The following is a 23,990-nucleotide window of genomic DNA, read 5'->3' as shown; positions in this document are numbered from 1 at the left end:
GCAAACCCCGACACTTTCGTGTCGGGGTTTGCGTTTCGTGCCGTAGCAAAAATCGTCCTGCCTAAAACAAACTAGTCGTCGTCATCGTCCTTCTTTAGCTTCCGATGTACCGTCAACATCGCCGGTACTGGGCGATCCCCCATGGCGTCTTTCCAGAGGATCACGTTCAGCTTTTGAGGGTCCGCGTGGTCGGCGTGGCGAAAGTCCATCTTCATGGATTCCTTCGCCCCGACGGCCGTCTTCACGTTGGCCGTATAGATCAACGAGTTATCGCGATTCACATAGTCCGCGGTGTAAGCTGGCTGCTCTCCTGCTCCCGTAAACAGCGATCCGATCAGAGAGCTGAAGGCATCGTTGTTGTTCATCGGAGGCAGTCCCAGCAGCGTCTCCATCGTCCGCACGAAACTAACCGTCGAGTAGAACCGGCTGTCTACAAACGGAGTTCCGTCCGCTTTCTTCGGAGAGTATTTGCTAATTACTAAAGCAATACTGCGATGCGCGTCTACGTGGTCCGCACCGGCTTGGGCATCGTCTTCCAGAACAAAGAGCGCTGTGTCGTCCCAATAGGGCGAGTGCGAGATGGCCTCCGCCAACCGGCCGACAGCCAGATCGTTATCCGCGACGGAAGACTTCGGTGTCGGTCCGCCGGGAACCGTTCCCGCCGTATGGTCGTTGCCGAGACGCATCAGGATAAAGTTCGGTAAGGTGTCTTTACCTGCCTCACGATCCGCTACCCACCCTTTGAAGTGCTTCAGGAAGACTTCTACTCGTATCTGATCCGGAACGCGCAGATTGAAGTCCGGCTGCTCTGCCGCAAAGTGGCCGACCAGCTCTGGCTTCGTGGCCGTGTTGTTGGCCAGCACCGGAATCGGCCATTGCCACTTGTTCACTCCGCCGCCCCAAGCTTCAGGGAGAGCATCGCCCGGCAGGATCGTAGGCTTCTCGCACGTTGCTCCGGCCAGCAGCGGGCCGTCCTGTGGATTCTCCGTCTTCTTCGCTCCACAGAAGGTCGACGCGATGTACTCCCCAAAGTTGTAGTACGACTTGCCATGCCGCGCCATGTTGCCCCAGAGGTATCCGCTCGTCGGCTCATTGACGTCCGGAATCTTCTGCAGGATCGGATAGCCCTGCGCTACGACTCCTTCAAAGTCGTACGTCCGCTCTCCGCCGCGATAGCTCTGCTGCCAGGTCTTCTCCAGGTAATCCGTTCCAATGCCGGCGGTCGACCAGACGTGTCCGTCGCCCGATACCTCACCGGAATCGTAGAAGTTATCCAGCACTCCAAACTGCAAGGCCAGCTTGTGCTCATTCGGAGTGCTGTCCTCACCATACATCGCCAGGCTCGGGTCTCCGTTGCCAACGGCTTTACCGTCCTGCTTGAGATCCCCAAGGACCTGATCGTACGTGCGGTTCTCCTTGATGACGTAGATCACATGCTTGATGCGATCCTGGCCGCCTGCAAATTGGATCTTCTCCTCTGCGGCCTTCGTCCGGTTGGACTCCACAACCTCAGCCGTCCACTTGGGCAGGTTCTGTTCCATCGCCTGCGTATCCAACACGGCAAGCGAACCGTAGAGCAGCGTTCCGATATAGGTAGACGCCCCGATCCTGGCGTGCGATCCCGGCACCTGACGCTGGGGGAAGTTATTTGGTCCGGTTCCCTTGCCCTTGGCTGTTGCGATGTACAGCTTTCCTCCGGTGATACCCATCGACATCGGCATCCACTCTGTCGGCACAAATCCGAGCGGCTCGATCATCCCCTGTTGGGCAGCCTTCGGGGTCAGCTTCCTGGTGTCGAACACCGCAATCGCATCTGTGATCGCATTGCCGACATACAGTCTCGAATCATCGGACGACAAGGCCAGAGCCTCGGGCTCTGCTCCGAAGTAGGTCTGCCGCGGCAGACGCGTATCGAAGTATCCCTTCACTGCGAACTGTCCGGCGTCTACATTCACGGCCGCAACGGCATCGCGGTTCGCCAGGGCAACGTACATCGTCCGACCGTCGGCCGATACTTCAAAGGCGCAGGGATGTGTGCCTGCAGCTATAGCATTGTCCGGCTTGAGCAGTGGCAGCTTCCGGCCTACAGTGCCCTTCTTCAGATCCAGTTCAACGATCTCGCTCGCATTCCACAACGCCACAAACGCGCGGGTCTCATCTTTCGACACGCTCAGGGCGACAGGATACGTCGAAGGCACAGCGTCGTTTTCCGACAGGTCGAACCGAGTGATAATCTCGCCTGTAGTCGCATCCATCAGCAGCACATCGTCGGAAAGATTATCGGCGACCAGGATCTTCTCCGCGCCCGCCGAACCAATGACAGCGATCGCTGCTGGAAATGGAACGCCCTTATCGCCCTCCACTCCGCCGACCAGCATCGTCTTGCGCCCCGCAGCCAACTGCTGCAGAGGAATCTTCATCATCCGTTCCCGCGAGATCTTTCCGTCGCTGAAGCCATAAACCACCACGCCACTGCCGGTATCGTTCTTACCTGTGCCGAGAGGGTCGGTCTCCGAGCCCATACTGGCGTAGACGTGCTTGCCGTCGTGGCTGAAGGCCAGGCCTGAGTAAAGCGTTTGCTTGGCTTTGACTGCTGTACGGTCATCGGGAAAATCGACTACTACGCCGGTCTGGGTATCCATCACGGCCAGCGACTGCATGTAGTTCGATTCGTAGGTTCCATACCCGGCATTCACGGTTACGACATAGCGTCCGTCCGGCGATATGGCCATCGACATCGGCAAGCTGTTCAGCCGTTGCGGGCTACCGGGCACCGGTCGCACGATCTGCTTACTCGTTGGCAGATCGATCGAAGTTCCCGTCTGTCCAAACGCTAACCCGGCCTGCAGAGCCAAGCCTGTCATCACTCCAAGTTGCCAACTACACCGTCGCACTATCATCTCCAAAGCCTAACAATTGCTTTGTTGCCGCAAGATTACAAATGCCCTACCAAACGTGTACGGCGACGACTTCTGTTGCCACCGGTTTGAAGTCGATGACCTTGACGTGGAGGATCAGCTGCAGGTTTCGGCTTGCCCAGTCTTTCGGCAGGTGATGCACCATGTCGGAGATTGCTGCGGGGTTGCAGACGAAGTCGGCGGCAGCCAGGGTTCCGTACTGCCCCATGCCGGCAACGCTAAGTAGAGGAACATCGCCGGGGCTTTGGATGAGCCGGGTGACGATCGCGTAGTCCTCGGTGTCGTGCGAGTCCAGAGAAGCATGCAGCAGCCAGCGTCGATGGGGGTCCTGGGCGTCATCGATTTCGTTGCGGGCACTCATGACGAAGCGCAGACCTTTGGTCAACTCCACCGTCATCGGATTATTGAAGCCTCCGACCAGTAGCGTGGGACTGTTGCGTAGTTCCGCGAAGGAGATGTCGTTGGGAAAGCGCTCCTGGAAGGTCTGCTTCTGCCGGGTAATCGTGGCTACCAGCGCGGAGACGGACGCGACGTCACCCAGAGCAACGAAGCTGTTCTCTGCCGGGTGCAAATCGCTGCCATGGAGGGTTGCCGTTGGAGCGAACGGAACGAAGAACTCCTGGCCGTGCGTCTCCAACGCATGGTCCCGAGCGTACTGGTCGGTGACGCTGTCGGAGAGCCGGTATACGGCGTTGCTTCCGATGACGATGATGACCGGCTTTGGACTGTTCGTCCAGGGAGCCCAGAACTTTTTGAAACCTTCGGTTTGAGCGTTGTTCCAGTGAGCCCAAACGGCAATCCCTGCGAGGAGGAGAAGGACGACTGCCGAGGTCCAGATCTTCCAACTTCCCTTCTTGACGGAGGATTCGCGCAAAGTGGCGGAAATGGGGGAGCCCTGGGGGATTTCTGGAGTTGGGTGAAGTTCGGGATCGACTGGGGGGTGGCTTGTATAGACAGGTTCAGGATTTATTCCAACAGGTGGAATAAATCCACCAGCCGCTCCGTGGACGGCTTCATGAGGAGTGTCGTTCCACCGGAAGGTCGCGCGATAGCAGCCGGAGGGGATCTCGATGTAGACGTCTGGCGTCTCGTGCAGCGACTGGTAGTACTGCGCCAGACGCTTTCGAACTTCGGCTACCCGGATTCGTACCACCGGGTCGTCGCCGGTCTCGTAGTCCGGGCGGCGGCCAAAGACCTCCGAGCCGATCACGCGTTCGCGCAGAAGATTGTCCTCGCCGGCGAGCGTGTGCTTGACGATGTAGCGCAACAGGCTCTGCCCCTGTTGCGTGTTCCGAAAGGGAGGGCTGGAGAGGATCAGGTCGAGCGCCTGGTACACGCGCTCGGGGCTTCGAGATCCTGTTCCCTGGTTCTCCTCCGATGCAGAGGCCGGGTTGATGAGGGTTTCCATGAATAGGTTATGTCTACGAGGCGGTATGGTACCCCCCTGTAATCTGACCTGTCAAACACGCAGAATCAAGCAGTTAGACCGGTAACGAACCGTACATTGCTTGTGGCCTGTGTATTCCGAAGCGTCATGTGATCCGGGCTGAAGAAACGGCTGTTCAGAGTTTCCCTACGCCGCCTTCGACCAGACCTTCAGGCTTGCCAGTGAGCGATCGCAAACGACGCCACCATTTTTATCCGTTCAAGGAGAACCAGATGACCCCAAGACTTAGATTCCTGTTCCAGCAGATCCTGAGAACAACATCGTTTTCAATAGGGGCCCGGATTCCGAACAGGTTCAGACGTGAGGGGAAGGCGTTCGGCAGACTGATCGCTCTCGTGCCGCTTTGCCTTCTGCTCATGACTCCGCTGTTGCGCGGACAACTGACGACCGGAAGCCTCTCCGGCACGGCCATGGACTCCAGCGGTGCCGCGGTGCCCGGCGCGAGTATCGTTCTGCTTAACGAGGCGAGCCGCGACGAGCGTCGGACGGTGAGCAACAGCGTGGGGCACTTCACCTTTGCAGCGGTTGAGCCGGGCACCTATACGGTGACGGTCTCGGCGGCCAACTTCAAATCTTGGAAACAATCAGGCCTTGCGATGAACCCCGGCGATACCCGTGAGGTGGCCGGGATCGCCCTGGCGGTGGGCGCCTCCAGCGAGACCGTCGAGGTCGAGGCCGGTGCCGCCAATCTGCTGCCGACCGATTCAGGAGAGCGCTCGGCGATTCTAAGCTCCAAAGACATCGAGCGGCTTTCGCTGGAGGGCCGCAATATCTCGGAACTCCTCAAGGTCCTTCCCGGCGTCACCAGCGTTCCCAACGGTATCGGTAACGGCGTAGGCTTTGACTTCACCGCCTCCTCTTCGACGGGAAGCACCATCGGCGTGGGACTCTCCCCGGGTGGCGCACCCTATCGCGGCGGCACGTCCTACATCCTCGACGGCGCGAACATCATCGATCCAGGTTGCAACTGCTGGTCGATTGCCGTGGTGAACCCGGACATGACCCAGGAGGTAAAAGTTCAGACGTCGAACTTCGGCGCCGACAGTCCCAACGGTCCGGTGATCGTCAACGCCATCAGCAAGAGCGGCTCCGCCAAGTACCACGGACAGGCTTATCTGTACGCCCGCAACAGCGCGCTCAACGCGAACTCCTGGGCCAACGACAATCAAGGCAGCCCCAAGCAGGAGGCCCACTACTACTACCCCGGCGGCAATGTAGGCGGTCCGATCAAGGTCCCCGGAACGGACTTCAACCATAACAACAAGCTGCTCTTCTGGGCCGGCTACGAGTACTACAGCCAGCTCCTTCCCTCAGCCGCTCCGCTCGAGTCTTATGTGCCGACGGCGGCCATGGAGGCAGGCAACTTCACCTCCGGCGGAGCAGGCAACTCCGCGCTCTGTCCCAGCGGTTTCAGCCCCTCCGCCACCAACTGGTGCAATGATCTGTCCAAGTCTGTTGCCCCCGATGGCACACCGATCACCGGAGGCGTGATTCCTTCGCAGTACCTGGACGCCGGCGCGGCGGCGTTGATGAAGATGTTCCCCGCCGCCAATGCCAATCCGGCCAGTACGCCCGGAGGCTACAACTTCTATCTGCCTGTCACCACGCAGGCGAACGGCTATGTGTGGCGCGCCCGGGTGGACTACAACCTCAGCGAGAACACGAAGCTCTTCTTTACCTATCAGACCGGAAGCAACGGTTCCTCGCAGCCGGCGCATATTTACTACAACCCCAGCTATGCCGCGCCGTACCAGGGCGGCACCATCAACAATCCCACCGTTTCGCGGGTTCTGACGGGCAACTTCGTACATATCTTCAGCGCAACGCTCACCAATGAGTTCGTCGCCGCGTGGGGATATGCCAGCAGCCCTTATCAGCCGGACAATCTTCAGGCAGCGTATAAGTCCACGCTGGGCTATGGCTACGGAACGATCTACAGCAGCGCCGCACAGCTTGCGCCCTCGATCAACAGCGCCGGAGCACAGACCTTTCCTGACTTGTCTCAACCCGATCTGTGGGAGGTAGGAGGTTCCTATCCTACGGTCAAGGCTAATCCAGCTTTCTCCGACAACGTCACCAAGGTCTATAAGTCGCACACCATCAAGTTCGGAGCGTATACCGACCTCGCCAGCAATCGCCAGGGAACCTACGCTTATCCGAACGGCAACCTCTCGTTCAACAGCGGGCTGCAGCCTAACGTAGCTAATCCAACAGTGCGCATCGGCTCCATCAATCCGGTCGCGAACCTGGTGATGGGCATTGCCACTGCCTTTACCCAGAATAACTACATGCCGATCGAAGATATGGCTTACCGCACCACCTCTGCCTACCTGATGGACGACTGGAAGGTCACGAGCCGACTTACAGTGAACCTGGGTCTGCGCTGGGACCATGTCGGCCGCTGGTACGACCGGCAAGGAACAGGGTTGGCGGTCTGGCTCCCCGGAAATTATACGAGCGAGGTCAACTCAGGGAAGGTCTATCCCGGCGTCTCCTGGCATGCCCTCAATCCCGGCATCCCTGTAGGCGGCTCGCCGACGCGGCTGGCCTTTACCTCACCACGAGCTGCCATGGCCTGGAATCTCGATGGTGCGGGCCGTACCGTCATCCGCGGCGGATGGGGTGAGTATCGCTGGAACGACCAATTCAACGACTATGCCGGGGACCTTAGCACGTCACAGTTGATGACCACCTATAACTCGCCCAGCGGGCAGTCCGTGACTCTTTCGCACCTTGGTGATCTTGGCGCGACTGCGGCTGCCAGTGCGGCCCTTCCAAGCGCTGTCAGTGCGGCGGACCCGAACGACTATAACGTTCCGAACACTGCTGCCTGGAATCTCACGATCGACAGGCAGCTCCCCTGGCAGTCGCTGTTCGAGATTGCGTATGTCGGCAACACCACGCGCCACCTGTTGATGGGTGGCCAGAGCAGTGGTTCCTCCATTGGCGGTTCCGGCTTCAGCAACGTGAATAAGATTCCTGTTGGCGGCCTCTTTCAACCGGACCCCGTAACGGGTGCGGCGGCCCCGGCCGATCCCGATAACACCTCCACCTACAAGCTCAACGACTACTACCCCTATCAAGCCGGTTATGGTTCGAACGCCATTACGGTGAACCAGCATGTCGGCTACTCCAACTACCATGGGCTGCAGATCGCGTGGCTCAAGCAGGCAGGCCGCCTGTCCTTCGATGTGAACTACACGTGGTCGAAGTCGCTGGGCATTATCAACAGCACGGTCGATGCGTTCAACGTGCGTGGCAACTATGGCATCTTGAATATCGATCGTCCCCAGGTGATCAATACTTCGTATGCCTATGACATCGGCAAGGTGTATCGCGGAGACCACCGGCTGATTAGCGGCACCGTCAATGGCTGGACGATCTCCGGCACCACGACCTGGCAGTCGGGCGGAAACCTGCAGGCGCAGGATACACAGAATCTTGGGCTGACGATTCTCAACACGGCGAAGAATGAATCGCTGACTTCGAATACTTACTTCGGAACCAATGCGAACCAGATCCTGCCGATTATGACCTGCAATCCGAGGAGTGGATTGCAGTCGCGGCAATTGCTGAACCTCTCCTGCTTTAGCGCGCCTGCTGTGGGGCATCAGGGGTTGAGGCAGTTCCCTTATCTGAGTGGGCCCGCTTATGACAACTCGGATCTGACTATTTATAAAACCTTCCGCATTACTGGACAGCAGAATGTGCAATTCCGTGTGTCGGCGTTCAACTTCCTGAATCATCCCCTGGGAGGGTTTAGTACGAGCAACGACATTACGCTCAAGTACGCTACGAATGACGGTACGACGTTTACACCGAATGTGGCTTCGGGGCTGCCTGCGGGGTATACGTGGGGGACTTTGGATACGAAGTCGGGGAGTGCGAGGGTGATGGAGTTGTCGCTGAAGTACAGCTTCTAGGGAGGGTCCCGTGGTGGGGTTGGTCGCCACGGGGTTCGCTCGTAGCTTGTGTTGTTGTCGTTGTCTTTTTAGTTGTCATTCCGAGCGAAGTGAGGAACCTGCTGTCTCCCGTTTTTAACTCGTGCTGGTACAAGCTAGTCTCTTGCCTCTACTCACGAATGCGAGTAATCCGAACGAAGAACGGGAGACAGCAGGTTCCTCGCTGCGCTCGGAATGACAACCAGAAAAGCAAGTGCAAAAGCAACGACAACAGCAAAGCAACGACAACAGCAAAAGCAACGACAACAGCAAAGGCAACGACAACAGCAAAGCAACGACAACAACAGAAGCAGATTCCCTTCGGGAATGACAACCAGAAAAGCAACGACAACGGCAGAAACAACAACGGCAAAAGCAAAGACAACAGCAAAAACAAAAGCAGTAGTACAAGCAATCAGGAGAACTGTTTGATGTTGGCCCAGAAATTCTCTCTCTCTCTCAACTCCAAAACAACGGTGCCCGTCCGCACTGCGTTTCTCCTGCTATGCCTGGTTCCAGTGGCGTCCGTGATGGCTGCACAAAAGGTGGCAGCACCTCCTGTGTATCTGGACTCGCATGCTGATCCGGAGAGCCGCGTCACCGCGCTGCTGGCTGCCATGACGCTCGACGAGAAGATCCATGCGCTCAGCACGGACCCCTCCGTGCCTCGGCTCGGTGTCGCTGGAACCAATCATGTCGAAGGCCTGCATGGCCTTGCGCTCGGAGGACCGGGACATTGGGAGGGCCATTCGGAGGGGCGCACGATGCTGAATGTCATTCCTACAACGCAGTTTCCGCAGTCGCGTGGGCTAGGACAGACATGGGACCCTGCCCTGCTGCAGAAGGCGGCAGCGCAGGAGGCCTATGAGACGCGCTTTGCCTTTGGCAAATATCATCGCGGAGGTTTAGTGGTCCGCGCACCGAACGCCGACCTAAGCCGCGATCCCCGCTGGGGACGTGGTGAAGAGAGCTATGGTGAAGATCCTTTCCTCGTCGGCACGCTCGCCACTGCGTTTGCGCATGGGCTCCAAGGCGACGATCCGCATGTCTGGATGACAGCCTCACTGCTCAAGCACTTCCTGGCCAACAGCAACGAGGACGGCCGCGATGGTTCGTCGTCCAACTTCGACGCGCGGCTCTTTCATGAGTACTACGCTGTTCCCTTTCGCATGGCGATTGAAGAGGGACATGCCGATGCCATGATGACCTCTTACAACGCCTGGAACAGCGTGCCGATGACGGCCAATCCCGTGGTTCGCGATGTGGTGATGGCGCAGTGGGGTCTCGACGGCATCGTCTGCACGGATGCCGGTGCACTTACCAACATGGTGAAGCAGCACCATACGTATGCCACGATGCCGGAGGCTGCGGCGGCGGCTATTCATGCGGGGATCAACCAATTTCTCGACGACTATCAGCAACCGGTGCGCGATGCGCTGCAGCAGAAGCTCATCACGGAACAGGACATCGATCGCAACTTGCGCGGCGTCTACCGGGTGATGCTGCATCTTGGCCTGCTCGATCCGACGGCAAACTCTCCCTACTCTCATATTGGCGCATTCGATCAAGCGCAGAGCGATCCGTGGAATACGGAAGCTCCGCGAGCGCTTGTACGCCGCGCTACCGATGAATCGATTGTGCTGCTGAAGAACACGGGCGGAGCGCTGCCGCTCGATGCGGCGAAGCTGAAGTCCATCGCTGTTATCGGCCAGTGGGGTGATACCGTGGCGCTGGATTGGTACAGCGGAACACCGCTGCTCTCCGTGACTCCGGTTGAAGGCATTCGGCGGCGGGCTGCCGGGGCTTCGGTGGTGTTCAACGATGGCAAGGACGAAGCAGCAGCGGCGGCTCTGGCGGCACGTTCGGAGGCCGTGATTGTGATCGTCGGCAACCATCCCACGTGCGATGCGGGGTGGAACAAATGCGCTCTGCCCAGCGAGGGCAAGGAGGCCATCGACCGCAAGAGTCTGACGTTGCCCGACGAGTCGCTGGTGAAGGCAGTGCTTGCCGCCAATCCGCATGCTGTCGTGGTGCTGCAGACCAGCTTTCCGTACACCACGAACTGGACGCAGGAGCATGCGCCCGCCATCCTCGAGATCACGCACAACAGTGAAGAGCAAGGCACGGCACTGGCGGATGTTCTCTTTGGCGACTACAACCCGGCGGGCCGTTTGACGCAGACGTGGCCTGCCTCGCTCGAACAGCTTCCCCCGATGATGGACTACGACCTGCGGCACGGGCGCACCTATCTCTACGCCGAGAAGGCACCGCTCTATCCGTTCGGCTTCGGCCTCAGCTATACCAGCTTTGCTTATAGCGATCTCACGGTCACGCAGCGCGGCAAGTCCATCGCCGTGCAGGTGACGGTTGCTAACACGGGATCGCGCGCGGGAGACGAGGTGGTGCAGATCTATGCCGCACACCAGGGTTCAACGGTGCCACGTCCCATCGAAGAGTTGAAGGCGTTTCGGCGCGTTGCGTTACGCGCAGGAGAGAAACAAGTTGTTCGTTTCGAGATGCCAGTCACCAGCCTCGCCTACTGGGACGAGGCAACACATCGCTTTATCGTCGAAGGTGATCGCGTCGAATTTCGTGCGGCCGCTTCCTCTGCCGATGTTCGTTTGAAGCACACGCTGCTGGTACAGCCGTAGATTGTTTTTCTGGAGATTGCTGAAGATGCCTTTCTTTCGTCGATGCACGAGCTATACCTTTCTTTCCGCATTTCTTTTCTGCGGTACGGCCATGGCCCAGCAGGCCGTACTCACGCGCGGCAACGCGACGGTGGTGCTGGAGGGATATGCTCCGAACATCCTCCGTGTCACGATGAGCCTCGACAAGACGTACGCGCTGAAGTCGCCGGGTGTGGGCATTACGGCTGAGCCGGATGAGGCAGGATGGACGCAATCCAGTGAAGGCAGCGGAGATGGTTTTCGCTCCAACCGGATGGTCGTGCAGGTTGCGCCGGAAGGCCATGGGAAGGCCAGCGGCACCAGTGCCGATATCGCCCGGTACTTCAATGGCTCTGCGCCCCACGTGGGCCTGCGCATCGAGACGCCCGACGGCAAACCGATTCTGCGCATGAACGATTGGGAGATGGCCGTACCGAACCACAAGGACGGCAGCGCCGCCGTGCTCAACGACCGCAGAGAGGGAGACGATCCTTACTTTGAGGTAGGGGCAACGTTCGCGGCTCCTGAAGACGAACACTACTACGGCCTGGGACAGAACCAGCAGGGTTTCCTGGATCTGCGTAGCCACTCATTGGAATGCGCGCACGACTACACAGCCGCAGGTGGCCCGAGTGTCTGCGTTCCCTTTGTGGTGACGAACAAGGGCTACGCGATTCTGTGGGACAACCCGTCGAAGACACGCGTCGACTTCGCGTTCAACGAGCAGACGCGCTGGACCTCGCAGGTGGGACAGCGGGTTTCGTTTTTCGTGATTGTGGGCGACACGTACGACCAGCTCTATGAGGGCTATCGCAGCCTTACCGGCAGTGTTCCGATGCTGCCGAAATCGGCCTATGGCTACATCCAGTGCAAGCAGCGTTATGCCTCGCAGAAAGAACTGCTGGACGTGGCGCATGGCTATCGCGACCGGCACCTTCCCGCCGACGTGATGGTGGTGGACTGGTTCTACTTCACGAAGATGGGGCAGATGGATATGGACCCGAAGCAGTGGCCCGATCCGACGGCCATGAACGCGGAGCTGCACAAGCTGGGCTTCCACAGCATGATCAGCGTGTGGCCACGCTTTGTGCCGGAGGACCGCTACTACGATCTGCTGCTCAAGAAGGGCTGGTTCGAACATCTTGCTGATGGAACGCCGACCAATGGACTGCCCTACGATCGCGCGGGCTCCGATATCGACACGACGAATCCTGAAGCAGCGCGGTGGTACTGGGATACGATTCGCGAAAACTTTGTGAGCAAGGGCTTCGATTCTTTCTGGTCCGATGAGACAGAGCCCGACCTGCCTCCGAATGGGAGTTATCTGCATGTTGGGCCGGGGACGGAGTACTTCAATGTCTATCCGTACTTCCACACCAAGGCTTTGTATGACGGCTTCCGGCGCGACCTGCCGCAGACGCGCGCGTTGATCCTCTCACGCGATGCCTATCTGGGAGCGCAGCACAATGGCGCGATCTTCTGGTCGTCGGACATCGCTCCAACGTGGGACACGTTGCGACGGCAGGTACCGACGGGACTGAACTTTGTTGCCTCAGGCATGCCGTACTGGAGTACCGATATCGGCGGGTGGCAGTATCTTCCCTACTCGCATACGCCTGCGCATCTGCCTCTGATCGATTCCAGCGATGCACGCGAGAACGTGAATCATTACGACGACTATCCTGAGCTGTATGTGCGCTGGTTCCAGTACGCGACGTTTCAGCCGACAATGCGTGCGCATGGAAGCCGCAACTTCAACGAGGTCTGGTCTTATGGAAAGCAGGCCGAGCCGATCCTTGAGAAGTATCTGAAGCTGCGCTATGAGTTGATGCCGTACATCTATTCGCTTGGATATTTTTCGCACCAGACCGGCGCGCCGTTTATGCGTGGGCTGTTCATGGACTTCGGCAGCGATCCCAATACGGCCTCTATCGGCGATGAGTTTATGTTCGGGCCAGCATTGCTGGTGGCTCCGGTTACGCAGCAGGGTGCGACGAGCCGGTCGGTGTATCTGCCTGCAGGCAGCGACTGGTACAACTTCTGGACCAACGAGCGTGTTCATGGCGGACAGCGTGTGGAAGTTGCCGCCGCGATCGACACGATTCCGGTCTTTGTGCGAGCCGGTTCGATTCTGCCGCTAGGTGTGCCGATCGAAAGCACGGAGCAGAAGCAGGCGATCGCCAGCGTGCGTGTTTATCCCGGGGCTGATGGGGACTTCACGATCTATAGCGACGATGGCAAGACGTATGCGTATGAAGAGGGCAAGAGCGAGATTACGCGTCTTCACTGGTCGGAGGATAAGGGCAAGTTGGAGCAGACGGGGGCGGCGGTGGATATAGGCGTGGTGACAGTCGTGAAGAAGTGAGTGAACTTTACGCAGGACATTGTTTTCATCCCACCCCAGAATCGTCATCCTGAGCGTAGCGTCCCAGCCTTTGGGGACGCGAAGTCGAAGGACCCCGAGGGTTGCAATCTTGCCCATACTCTTTGACCCTTTTCTACCTCAAGCGCTCGTGCCTGGACGTCCGTGGTGGGAAAGGTCCCGGCAGCCTGGGCGAGATCAAATCCCTCTGGGTCCTTCGGCTGCGCACCTCGCAAAAAAACGCGAGGCGCTACGCTCAGGATGACGAATTTGTGGAGGGGAGCAAGGACAAAGGAGGATGGGGATTTTATCCTGCGCGTCCTGGCCTTTGTGGACGCGCAGCCAAAGGACCCCGAAGGTTGGAATCTTGCCCATACCCTTCGCACCTTTTCTACCCCGAGTGCTCGTGCCTGGACTTCCGTGCTGGAAAAGGTCTCGACAGCGTGGGCGAGACCAAGTCTCTCGGGGTCCTTCGGTCCTGAGCGTAGTCGAACGGACGCACCTCGCAAAAAGCGCGAGGCGCTTCGCTCAGGATGACGTTTCTGTGGGGAGCAAAATATGTGATTCGTTGTTATCCCCGATTCGTCAGGCACTACCTAAAGCTCAATTTTTGCAGGGCCTTTATTCCACAGCCTAAAAACTACGGCTCCCTCCGCTAGGAGCCCTCATTCGTCCCGCCGAGTGTTTCGGCATTCCTGCCTACTTTTTTCATCATCGCTTCCAGTTGTTCCAATTCCTGCGGGGAGAGTTTGGAAAATACCTTCCCTATCGTCTCCATATGGTTCCGGAACACGGGAACGATGAGTTCCCTTCCGCTCTGTGTGAGTTCGACGATGCGAATGCGACGATCTTCCGCACTCTCGACCCGGCTGACCAATCCCTTGTTATAGAGACGATCCACCGCAACGCTGATGGCGCCGGGAGTGAGATTTACCTTCGGCCCAATCGTGTTCACAGAAAGAGGCCCTTTATGCAGGAGGACCTCAAGGACCCGGAAGTCGGAGTCTCCCAGACCAGCACCCTGAATCTTCATGTCGGCATATCGCGAGATGGCCTGGATAGCCTTGTTCAACACCAGCCAGACATGAAGGGCATCCGATGATCTTTTTTTCATAAAACCGATGAATCCATCATCAGTGTAGGTCATCAATTCTATTAACACAGATACTATCTATATTGATAGATATCTCGTGCAGAATCACGACCGACATCCCTCTCAACCGCAAGGAGCGTAACGCATGAGCATCAACGATCAGTCCGCCATTGCAAAAGCGGTCATTCTACGAAATACCGAAGAAGTTCAAGGCAAAGGAGACTTCGACCTCTTCGAGGAGTTGTTTGCCGAAGATTTCATCGATCACACACCCCAGCCGGGGACTACGCCCGACAAGGCCGGAGTACGTAAGCTCTACACCTACATCCGTGTTGCCTTTCCCGACTTTCGTGCCGAAATTCATTGGCAGATTGCCGCTGGAAATCGCGTAACGACCTACAAAACCTATTACGGCACGCACGAGGGACCCTTTCTGGGTGTCGCTCCAACGCATCGCAAGATCCACTTCGAGACGGTTGACGTAATGCGCGTCGAAGACGGCAAGATCACCGACCACTGGGGTGTGGCGAATCTCCTATCCGTGATGCAGCAGATCGGTGGATGGACCCCACCCGCGGATCTATAAAGCGCGAAGACGATGCCCTTTGGTGGGTGCCCATCAAAGGGCAGTATTCACAGATCAATAGAACGTACGCAGCAAAAATGGAGATTGAAGATATGAGCAAGTTAAGCGGCAAGGTCGCCATCGTAACAGGAGCCTCCAAGGGCATCGGCGCTGGAATCGCAAAGTCCTTAGCGGCTGAGGGAGCATCGGTCGTCGTCAACTATGCGTCGGATAAGGCCGGTGCCGAGAATACGGTTGCCGAGATTGTAAAGGCAGGCGGAAAAGCTATTGCGATCCAGGCGCAGGTTGGCAAGACCACCGATGTGGCACGTCTCTTTGAAGAGACGAAAAAGGCCTTTAGCCGTTTCGACATCCTGGTTAACAACGCCGGTGTCTATGCCTTCACCCCTATCGAGGCGTTGGAAGAGGCAGAGCTTCGCCGCCAATTCGAGACGAATGTCTTCGGCCTGCTCTTTACGACGCGTGAGGCGATCAGGCATTTCAGCGAAGAGGGCGGCAGCGTCATCAATATTGGCAGCGTCGGCACCCGGCTCAATGTGCCGGCCTCCGTGGCGTACACCGCAACGAAGGGTGCGGTGGATTCGATCACACTCGTCCTGGCGAATGAACTTGGCCCAAAGAAGATTCGCGTCAACTCCGTTAATCCGGGCATCATCCTGACGGAAGGCACAAGCGCCGACGGTCTTACCGCGGAGAGCGAATTTGTCATAGGCCTGGTGGCAAAGACGCCTCTCGGCCGTCTCGGAACGGTCCAGGATGTCGGCGATGTGGTTACCCTACTCGCTACGGATGAAGCTCGCTGGGTGACCGGACAGATCATCCGCGTCTCCGGAGGATTGCAATAATCTAATCCCTTGCCCGCATTGGCAAAGAGTTCAGGGCGAAAGCTGAGACCCCTGTATTTTGCCTGTAGCAGCCTAGCCGCTACGAGCAAATACAGGGGTCTCTTCACAACCGAGATGACAGTCGTGGGTAATTCTTAGTGGGTCGCCAGGTTGTGGGCGCGCAGATAGGTCGCCAGCTCTGCGGGCAGGTTGGTCTGGATGCCGTTCGCTCCGAGGTCGATGGCCTTCTGCCAGGTCTCCGGGTTGTCGGCGTCGCCGAGGCGGTCGACGTAGATCTTCGCGTTGGCGTCTTTCGCGCAGGCGATGACCGGATCTTTGAAGTCGTTCGCATCAAAGGCCAGAACCTGAGGTTGCATGCCGCGCACCAGGAACTTGCAGATGTCGGGGCTGATCGTCTCCGGCATCACCTTCAGCGTCGGCTTGATCTTATGCACCTCGTAGAGGAAGAAGGGATTGCCGTAGACCACGACGTGATCCTGCATGTCGTGACGCACGATCGTATCGACCAACTGCTGGGGGTCAGCGTACTTGGTGTCGACGTAGACGTTGATCTTGCCGTGTGCGAGATCGAAGGCTTCGTCGAGCGTGGGGACCTTGGTTCCGGCGAAGGCAGCGCCGAACTTGGCTCCGGCATCGAGGGCGCGGATCTCGTCGAAGGTATGCTTGTGGACTTCGCCGGTGCCGTTGGTGGTGCGGTCCAGCGTGCCGTCGTGCATGATGACGAACTTGCCGTCCGAGGTGGTGCGGACGTCGAGTTCGAAGTAGTCGGCACCGGCATCGATGGCGGCCTGGAAAGCAGGCATCGTGTTCTCGGGATGGTGGAGGTGCTCGCCGCGATGGGAGATGACCTTGATGGTCTTCGCATCGTCCTTTGGAGTCCACGCGGTCTGGGCGCAGGCAACGCCGCCTGCGAGGGTGTAGCCGATCAGTAGCTTCGTGATTGAATGACGCATTTTGTTGTCCCTTTATTCGTTATACGTTGAGGTCTCTATGGTTATGCAGCTTCAAAACTTGAGACGAGCGATGAGAAGCAGCATGCGTGGATCCTGTGCGCCCGTGACCTGGCCGAATTTGGCGTCGGTGATCGTCGTGTCCAGGCCGGAGAACTGCGGATGGTTGAAGGCATTGTGAGCGTCGACACGGAAGGTCAGCCCGGCGTGCTTCCAGAGCGGAACCTCACGCATGAGGCTGAGGTCCCACACATTTTGCCCCGGGCCATAGAGCGCGGCGCGCGGCGCATTGCCCAGGGTATCCACGGGGGTAATCGCGAAGGCCTTGGTGTTGAACCACTCCTGCACCGTGCGAGAGCCGCGCGACAGGTTGGGGTTGCCCACCTGCGTTACATACTGAGCACCGGAGAAGAGACCAAGCTGGTTTGCCTGCGAGATGAAGTAGGGATAACCCTTCTGGAACTGGGCCACCGTGCTGACCTTCCAGTGCCCGATCACCTGCGAGACAACGGGCGTATGCGTGAAAAACTTGCCGCCCGAACCGACCGGCAGCGCATAGACGGCAGAGAGGGAGAAACGCTGCGGAACGTTCGTCATAGCCGTTCCCCACTGGGAGCGGAGGTTGTAGACGTTCTGGACCGGGGCGGCATCGGCGCGGGCAGGAGCGTCGACATCGTCCGTTGCATGCGCCCAGGTGTAGGCGGCGCGAACCGAGATGCCATTGCTCCAGCGGTGGCTCAACGTCGCCAGGAGAGCCGCATACTTTGAAGCACCTCCATTGGTCAGAGCAGTGACGGTAAGGAACTGGGGAAAGGGCCGGAGGCTCTGGGCAGTGGATAAGCCGAAGCAGCAACCCGCGGAAGGAGTGATCTGGTTGATGGGCACCTCGATCGGCTGATGCACGCCGTGGTTGCCCTCGTAGTCGAGCTCCGCGATCCAGTCATGACCGAGGTCCTGCTGTACGCCGAACTGCCACTCCTGCAGATACGGAAGCACAGCGTGCTGCGGCAACTCCGTGGGGCTGAAGGAGGGCTTCGTGAGACTGGTGGGGATGAGCGGCTCGCCGTTGGGGCCTACGTTGGGGCCGTAGGCCGGAACGCCCTGGTTCAACTCGAAGGCAGGAGTGACACCGGGATCGGAGCTTTGGAAGCTGGCACTGACAGTGGAAGCCGAGGTGAGTCCCGCTGTGCCGAAGCCGATGCTCGGGAGCTCGTAGATTCCATAGCCGCCACGGACAACGATGTTGTGCGCAGCATGGTAGTTGAAGCCGACGCGCGGCAGGATGCCGGTGTAGATGTTCGGAATCAGGCTGTGGGGCGCTCCGTTAGTGCCGGCGAATTCAATTCCGCCCGGCTTCTGCGTTGCAGGGTCGATGATGTTCGGATTGAAGGTATACATGTTGCCGTGCTCTTCGGAGAACGGTCCATCGAACTCGTAGCGCAGACCGAGGTTGATCGTGAGTTTCGTCGAAACCCTGTAGTCGTCCTGGACATAACCCGCGAAGTAGTTCAGGTTCTCGTGAAAGATCGTATTGGTGGTGCTGATCGACGCGCTTGCAGGAATACCCAGTTCGAGATCGGGAAGACCCAGTCCGGACTGACCGCTCGCAGTGGTAAAGGTTCCCGTGAAGCCATAGCTTCCGGAGAGAACGCCGGGGGTGTAGTAGCTGTAGGCGTAGCGCATGAACTCTCCACCGACAGAGAGGCTGTGACGGCCCATCTGCATGACCATGGCGTCGTTCAGGATGTAGTGGCCGTCCCGCGTCCGGGCAAAGGAGCCTGCGCCGAAGCTGATGTACTGGGTTGTAGAGATGCTGGGGAACTGGGTGAGAGGGACGCCTTTGAGACCGATGGCATCGGCATCCGCCGGTGTTGGGGTGCTGAAGTTCTCTTCCGAAACATAGCCGAAGCGGGCCTCATTGGAGATGCGCGGCGAGAAGATATGGCTCCAGGAGACAGCGTAGTGGTCATCGACCCAACCGCCCAGCGCCGAGGTGTTGGCAGCGTTCGGAATATCGATGGTGGGCTGGTTCGTTGGACCGTCACGCGAGAACTTCGCCCAGATGTGGTCATAGTCGGAGGCGTTGTAGTCGATGCGGTCGGCGTTATAGAGATAGCTGCTGTGCGATACGGGACTGAGGCAATAATTGTAGGTCAGATAGCTGCAGTTCGGCTGCGGGAAGAACGAGGCGAGATTGAGACCTACCTGATCGAGCCGTGCCTTCGGGATGATGTTTCCCTTGAAAGGAGTACGGGTGATATGGCCCTTGCTGTCTACAGTTGTCGTGTTGGGATCGTAGATGGTGGGTGTCGGCTGATTTTGGGGTGAGATCCCGGAGAAGTCTCCGCCGAGCTCTGCCATGGTAGGCACGTCGCTATTAAGCGGGCTGGTTGCGTGGGTGATCGTGTCTTCCCAGTCGGTAAAGAAGTAGAGACGATGCTTACGTCCATCGAGGATTTTGGGAATCCAGACCGGGCCACCAATCGATCCTCCGAAGTAGTTGAAGGACTGGGGTGGCACGACGGTGCCGTGAGCGGTGAAGTAGCCCAGGGCAACGAGATCCTGCGAGCTGTAGGATTCGAAGGCGCTGCCGTGAAATCTATCCGTGCCGGACCTGGTGGTGGTCAGGATAGCGCCGCCACCACTCTGGCCGTACTGGGCAGAGAATGGCGAGGTCAGAACCTGGAGTTCTTCTGTGGAGTCCGGCGTCGGGATGAGGCCGTAGGTGCCGTCGACGCCCATGTTGCTGGGCAGACCGTCGATGATGATGGGGTTCGTGACTGGTCTTCCGCCGCCAAGCGAGACGTTATTCACGTTCGAGTAGTCCTGGCTGGTGCTGGCGACACCTGCGAAGGTCTTGGTCAGCAGGAACTCGTTCGCGCCCTTCGTGCTGGTCTCTTCGGGGAGATCGATCAGCTCCTGCGTGCTGAGTTCGCCGCCCACCTGGGGATTGGTGGCATTGAGCGGACTCGCGGCGCCGGTGACCGTGATGACCTCGGAGTTCTCGCCGATCTTCAGCGCTCCATCGACGACGAGTTCCTGGTTCAGAACGATGTTGAGCTCGTCCGTGATGTACTGCGCAAAACCACCCTTTTCAAAGCGGACGGTATAGCCACCCGGCTTCAAGAAGGAGACACGATAGCTGCCTGCCTTGTTGGTAAGGGTCTTGTACTCCGTCGCCGTGCGGTTCTCGTGCACGGTGACAGCGACCTCCGACACCACCGCTCCGCTGGGATCTTTGACGACGCCGCTGATGGAGCCATAGAAGGTCTGAGCCTGGAGGACGCCACCGGAAACGATCAGGGCAAATAACAATGCCAGTCCGTAGAAAGTCTGAAAGACTCGGCAGCTCATTCGTTTGTCGCTACCATAGGATCGGCGAACGATACCGGATTGCAGACAGACAGTTGCAGTAGATGCGGGCAGGACGCAATTCATAGAAACCCCAAAGTTTGGAAGATGCGTTCGTCGGGAAGACTCAGGATCGAGAACGATAAAACCGCGAAAGCTCCCGTGCGTGGTGAGCAGACGCGACGTACTTCAGTTGCGATGAGAAGACCGTAACAAAGAAATGTTAATAAGGGACAAACTTTTGACACATCATGAGAAAAAGTTACACAACGCAGACATATGGCTTATCTAGATTTGCGGCAGAGAAAATGCAGGCATTCTCGTTTTATTCTGAAAATAGGCTAAAATCTGTAGAACAATCGCTAAACTTACACTTGGGAAACGGACAACATGAGTGAGATCACAGAACGCTCCCGGCTTGAATCGATCGTTCAAATGTTAAAAATAAACACATCTGCCTCGATCGGTGAGATTGCGGAGACCTTTCACGTGTCGCAGATGACGATTCGGCGTGACCTGCAGAAGCTGGTCGAAGCCGGGCAGGTCATTCGAATTCCCGGTGGGGCGCGGATTGAAAACTGGCGGGGTGCGGAGCGAAGCTTCTTCGAACGCCTGCAGAAGATGTCGCATGCCAAGCGCAGCATCGGCGCGGCAGCCTCCGCACTGGTTCATGATGGGGAGTCCGTGGTTCTCGATTCGGGAACGACCACGCTCTATGTGGCCAGGGAGCTGCGCGCGCGGCGCAATGTTGTTGTCTTCACCTTTTCGCTGGCGGTCCTCGAAGAGCTCACCTCGGCCGAGGATATCCGGGTGGAGCTGACCGGCGGCGTCTATCGTTCGAGCAGCCACGACCTCATTGGGCATGCCGTCGGCAAGAGCCTGACCTCGATCTGCGCGGACACCATTATCTTTGGTGCGGCAGCGGTTTCATTTACGCGCGGCATTATGGTCCACGATCCCGATGCGCAGCGCGAGATGCTGCAGGCGGGCAAGCGGAGAGTGCTGGTCGTCGACAGCAGCAAGATCGGCACCGAGGCCACGTATCGCCTCTGCGGCATTGAGGACTGCGACCTGATCCTGACCGATAAGGACATCTCCGCCGAAGATCTTGCGCGGTTGCGTCAAATTACGCAGGTTCAGGTGGCGGAATGAACTTTTATTAATGTTCTGTGTATAGCAATTCGGTAGCCTGAAAAAGAGAATGTCATCTCCCGTCGAGAGAGCCAGCCGGAATTGAGCATCTTCGAAGATCAGGTTGCCACCACCGTCGCAACGTACGGCTTCTTTTCTCCAGAGAAGCCGCTATGGATCGCGCGTGCACCTGGCCGCCTCGATGTGATGGGAGGCAACGTCGACTACACCGGCGGCGTGGTGCTGCAGGGCCTTCTCCGCGAGGCCGTTTGGGTTGCGATTCAGCCGCGTGCCGACGATACGATCCGCCTGCTCAATCCCGGCGCAGCAGAGTTCGGCTGGGAGAGCTCCCTCGAGTTTTGTGCGGGCGATATGGATGATCTGGCCAGCCTGCGCCTACTCTGCCATAGAAGAGAAGGTTCCCGCTGGGCCTGCTATGTGCTCGGTGCACTCCACTTTCTCAAGACCCGCTATGGATGCGGCACCGGGGCCGATCTCTTTCTGGCCTCTGACCTGCCGCCGAACAAGGGGGTCAGCTCCTCGGCGGCGCTTGAGATCGCGGTGCTCAAAGCGGCCTCGGCGGCTTGGGGAATCTCGCTTGATGGTGTCGCGCTGGCAACGGCCGGGCAGTGGGTGGAGAACGTTGTGGTCGGCGCGGCGTGCGGCATCATGGACCAGGCGGCGATCGTGCTGGGCAAAGAGAATCATCTTCTTCCCCTGCTCTGCCAGCCTTGCCAGCCCTTTGCTCCGGTGAAGCTTCCTGCAGGCCTTCGGCTCTGGGGCATCGATTCGATGGCTCCCCGCTCGACGACGGGCGCGGCCTACGAGATCGCCCGCGCCGCGGCCTTCATGGGGTACAAGCTGATCTGCCAGCAGGAAGGCCTCGCGGTAATCCCGGAGCAGACGTCGGGAATTGCTCGCTGGACGGATTCGCGCTGGAACGGTTACCTCTCAAATCTCGCGCCTTCAGAGTTTCGCTCGCGCTTCGAACGAGGCTTGCCGGAGTCGATCAGTGGACGCGAGTTCCTGGCGCGGGCGGGCGAACATGTTGATCCCTTCACCACTCTCGATCCCGCTGCGGAGTATCCCGTCCGTGCAGCGGTTCGATACGCGACGGAGGAGAATCTCCGCGTACAGACGGTGTCCACGCTGCTTCAGGGCAGCGTATCGGACAGCACGCTCCAACTCATCGGCGAGATCCTCTGCCAGTCGCACGTCGCCTATGCCGAATGCGGCCTGGGCTCTCCGGCCTGCGATGAGCTGGTATCGCGCGCGCGCAAAGCAGGTTTTCCCGGCGCTAAGATGACCGGCGGCGGTGCGGGCGGCGTGGTAGCCATCCTGGGACGCTCCGGGCCTGACGATCAGCGTGCCATTGAGCGGATCGCGCAGGAGTACGCCAGCGAACATGGCAAGATGCCTCATCTCTTCGAGGGCAGCTCCAGCGGCGTCGACGCCTTTGATGCGCGCATGCTGCAGCTCGCATCATTCCGGGATTCGTTTTGGGGAATGGCCTAGTGCGTTCGACACGGAACACGCGTCTGCTTTTGGCAGTTCTACTGCTGATCGTCGCCAATCTTCTGTGGGCCGGACAGGGCGTTGCGGTCAAACTTCTGGCCGGGGGGCTTGGTCCGCTGGCTACGGCCCTGCTTCCGCTTTACTTCATCACGTTCCTCGGCCTGGGCCTGCTGTGCCTCCGTGGAGACGTCGCCCAGAAGTTCAAGGCCGCGTGGACGCTGCGCCGCGAGTTCTTTCTCGCCGGCATCTGCGGCCAGCTCATGGCACAGGTGGGAATGACCCTGGGCATCAGCTGGTCGACAGCCTCGAACGGCGCCATCCTTAGCCTACTGATCCCGATCTTCGGCGCGCTGATCGCCGTGTGGCTGCTGCGCGAACGGCTCTCCGCCCTTCGCGTCAGCGTGCTGCTGCTTGGTCTCGCGGGAGTGTTTCTGCTCTCGCCCCTGAATGGTGTGTCCAGTGCAGGAACACGCAATCATGCGCTGGCCGGAAACCTGCTCATCGCGGCTGGATGCCTGGGCTCCGCGTTCTACAACGTCTACTCGAAGCGGCTCCTGAATCACTTCTCGGGGATCGAGATTCTGTTCTTCAGCTATCTGCCGACGACGGTTTTCAGCCTGCCCGTTCTTTTCGTGTTCGAACCGCATTGCCTCAGCCACCTGGCCCACCTTACGGTGGTTCAATGGGGAGCGCTGGGATATTTAGCGATCTTCTTCTATGGCCTGTCGATGGTGTTCTTTCTCCGCGCGCTGGGTACGGTCGATGTCGTGATTGCGTCGGCGTCGCTGTATCTGATGCCGCTGTTCGGTGTCGCTCTGGCGTTCAGCATCCTGGGCGAGCGGCTTGTTCCGAGGGAGTTTCTGGGGTCAGCTATCGTGCTTATCGCGACGTTGATGTTGTTTCGATTCGACTATTCCGAGCCGCAGGGGAATGGGTTGCGGACGTCGTAGGGTGGTGTCAGCAAACTGTCATTCGCTCCAGCTCTTGCTTTTCTGGTTGTCATTCCGACCCTGAGCGTAGCCGAAGGGGAGTGAACCTGCTGTCTCCCGTTCTTCGTTCGGATTACTCGGATGGTGAGTAGAGGCAAGAGGTTTAGCTGCTGTACCAGCACGAGTTAAAAACGGGAGACAGCAGGTTCACTCGCTGCGCTCGGAATGACAACCAGAAAAGCAAAGGCAAAAG

Annotated in this window: 14 protein-coding genes; 9 read left to right on the top strand and 5 right to left on the bottom strand. The window is 58.5% G+C overall.

The window, feature by feature from the left end; all coding sequences use genetic code 11:
• Positions 1–71: 71 nt before the first annotated feature.
• Together ACIX8_RS08020 and ACIX8_RS24450 are read right to left on the bottom strand one after the other, a co-directional pair.
• The gene (locus ACIX8_RS08020) at positions 72–2,864 is read right to left on the bottom strand and encodes a bifunctional YncE family protein/alkaline phosphatase family protein (RefSeq protein WP_150110527.1); all 2,793 of its coding nucleotides are present in this window, start codon (positions 2,862–2,864) and stop codon (positions 72–74) included.
• Positions 2,865–2,946: 82 nt separating this feature from the next.
• Complete coding sequence (locus tag ACIX8_RS24450) at positions 2,947–4,326, bottom strand: hypothetical protein (protein WP_014264835.1); 1,380 nt, start codon at positions 4,324–4,326, stop codon at positions 2,947–2,949.
• Between the two features lie 251 nt (positions 4,327–4,577).
• Here ACIX8_RS24450 and ACIX8_RS08010 point away from each other — a divergent pair, with 251 nt between their 5' ends.
• The 4 genes from ACIX8_RS08010 (at position 4,578) to ACIX8_RS08000 (ending at position 13,340) form a co-directional block, all read left to right on the top strand.
• Positions 4,578–8,288, top strand: coding sequence for a TonB-dependent receptor (locus ACIX8_RS08010; RefSeq protein ID WP_014264834.1), 3,711 nt, complete (start codon positions 4,578–4,580; stop codon positions 8,286–8,288).
• Between the two features lie 213 nt (positions 8,289–8,501).
• Entirely contained in the window at positions 8,502–8,738 is a 237-nt protein-coding gene (locus tag ACIX8_RS25585) for a hypothetical protein (RefSeq protein ID WP_150110526.1), read from the top strand.
• Complete coding sequence (locus tag ACIX8_RS08005; protein WP_014264833.1) at positions 8,738–10,957, top strand: glycoside hydrolase family 3 C-terminal domain-containing protein; 2,220 nt, start codon at positions 8,738–8,740, stop codon at positions 10,955–10,957. The genes ACIX8_RS25585 and ACIX8_RS08005 overlap by 1 nt, the downstream gene beginning before the upstream one ends.
• Before the next feature lie 25 nt (positions 10,958–10,982).
• A complete protein-coding gene (locus ACIX8_RS08000; RefSeq protein ID WP_014264832.1) occupies positions 10,983–13,340 on the top strand; it encodes a glycoside hydrolase family 31 protein in 2,358 nt (785 codons plus the stop codon).
• 652 nt (positions 13,341–13,992) lie between these two features.
• Here the strand turns inward: ACIX8_RS08000 and ACIX8_RS07995 are convergent.
• On the bottom strand, positions 13,993–14,451 hold the full coding sequence (locus ACIX8_RS07995) for a MarR family winged helix-turn-helix transcriptional regulator (RefSeq protein ID WP_044178120.1): 459 nt from the start codon (positions 14,449–14,451) through the stop codon (positions 13,993–13,995).
• 124 nt (positions 14,452–14,575) lie between these two features.
• On the opposite strand from ACIX8_RS07995, the gene ACIX8_RS07990 reads away from it, so the two are divergent.
• Both ACIX8_RS07990 and ACIX8_RS07985 read left to right on the top strand, forming a co-directional pair.
• On the top strand, positions 14,576–15,016 hold the full coding sequence (locus ACIX8_RS07990) for an ester cyclase (RefSeq protein ID WP_014264829.1): 441 nt from the start codon (positions 14,576–14,578) through the stop codon (positions 15,014–15,016).
• A 92-nt stretch (positions 15,017–15,108) separates the two neighbouring features.
• Positions 15,109–15,861: an SDR family NAD(P)-dependent oxidoreductase gene (locus ACIX8_RS07985; RefSeq protein ID WP_044178117.1), complete on the top strand. Its 753-nt coding sequence runs from the start codon at positions 15,109–15,111 to the stop codon at positions 15,859–15,861.
• A 134-nt stretch (positions 15,862–15,995) separates the two neighbouring features.
• Here ACIX8_RS07985 and ACIX8_RS07980 read toward each other — a convergent pair whose 3' ends face one another.
• Together ACIX8_RS07980 and ACIX8_RS07975 are read right to left on the bottom strand one after the other, a co-directional pair.
• On the bottom strand, positions 15,996–16,814 hold the full coding sequence (locus ACIX8_RS07980) for a glycerophosphodiester phosphodiesterase (protein WP_014264827.1): 819 nt from the start codon (positions 16,812–16,814) through the stop codon (positions 15,996–15,998).
• A gap of 51 nt (positions 16,815–16,865) precedes the next feature.
• Positions 16,866–20,165 carry a TonB-dependent receptor gene (locus ACIX8_RS07975; RefSeq protein WP_014264826.1) on the bottom strand — a complete coding sequence of 1,100 codons (3,300 nt, stop codon included), beginning with the start codon at positions 20,163–20,165 and terminating at the stop codon, positions 16,866–16,868.
• Positions 20,166–20,552: 387 nt separating this feature from the next.
• Between ACIX8_RS07975 and ACIX8_RS07970 the strand changes: the two genes are divergently transcribed.
• The 3 genes from ACIX8_RS07970 to ACIX8_RS07960 all read left to right on the top strand — a co-directional run bounded on the left by ACIX8_RS07970 (position 20,553) and on the right by ACIX8_RS07960 (position 23,758).
• Positions 20,553–21,314 carry a DeoR/GlpR family DNA-binding transcription regulator gene (locus ACIX8_RS07970; protein WP_014264825.1) on the top strand — a complete coding sequence of 254 codons (762 nt, stop codon included), beginning with the start codon at positions 20,553–20,555 and terminating at the stop codon, positions 21,312–21,314.
• An 81-nt stretch (positions 21,315–21,395) separates the two neighbouring features.
• Positions 21,396–22,808: a galactokinase gene (locus ACIX8_RS07965; protein ID WP_014264824.1), complete on the top strand. Its 1,413-nt coding sequence runs from the start codon at positions 21,396–21,398 to the stop codon at positions 22,806–22,808.
• Positions 22,809–22,837: 29 nt separating this feature from the next.
• A complete protein-coding gene (locus tag ACIX8_RS07960; protein WP_223295484.1) occupies positions 22,838–23,758 on the top strand; it encodes a DMT family transporter in 921 nt (306 codons plus the stop codon).
• The last annotated feature ends 232 nt before the right edge of the window (positions 23,759–23,990 follow it).

Source organism: Granulicella mallensis MP5ACTX8 (assembly GCF_000178955.2).
GTDB lineage: Bacteria > Acidobacteriota > Terriglobia > Terriglobales > Acidobacteriaceae > Granulicella > Granulicella mallensis.
Note: the sequence above shows the minus strand (reverse complement) of the source record. Positions and strands in the feature narration are given on the sequence as shown.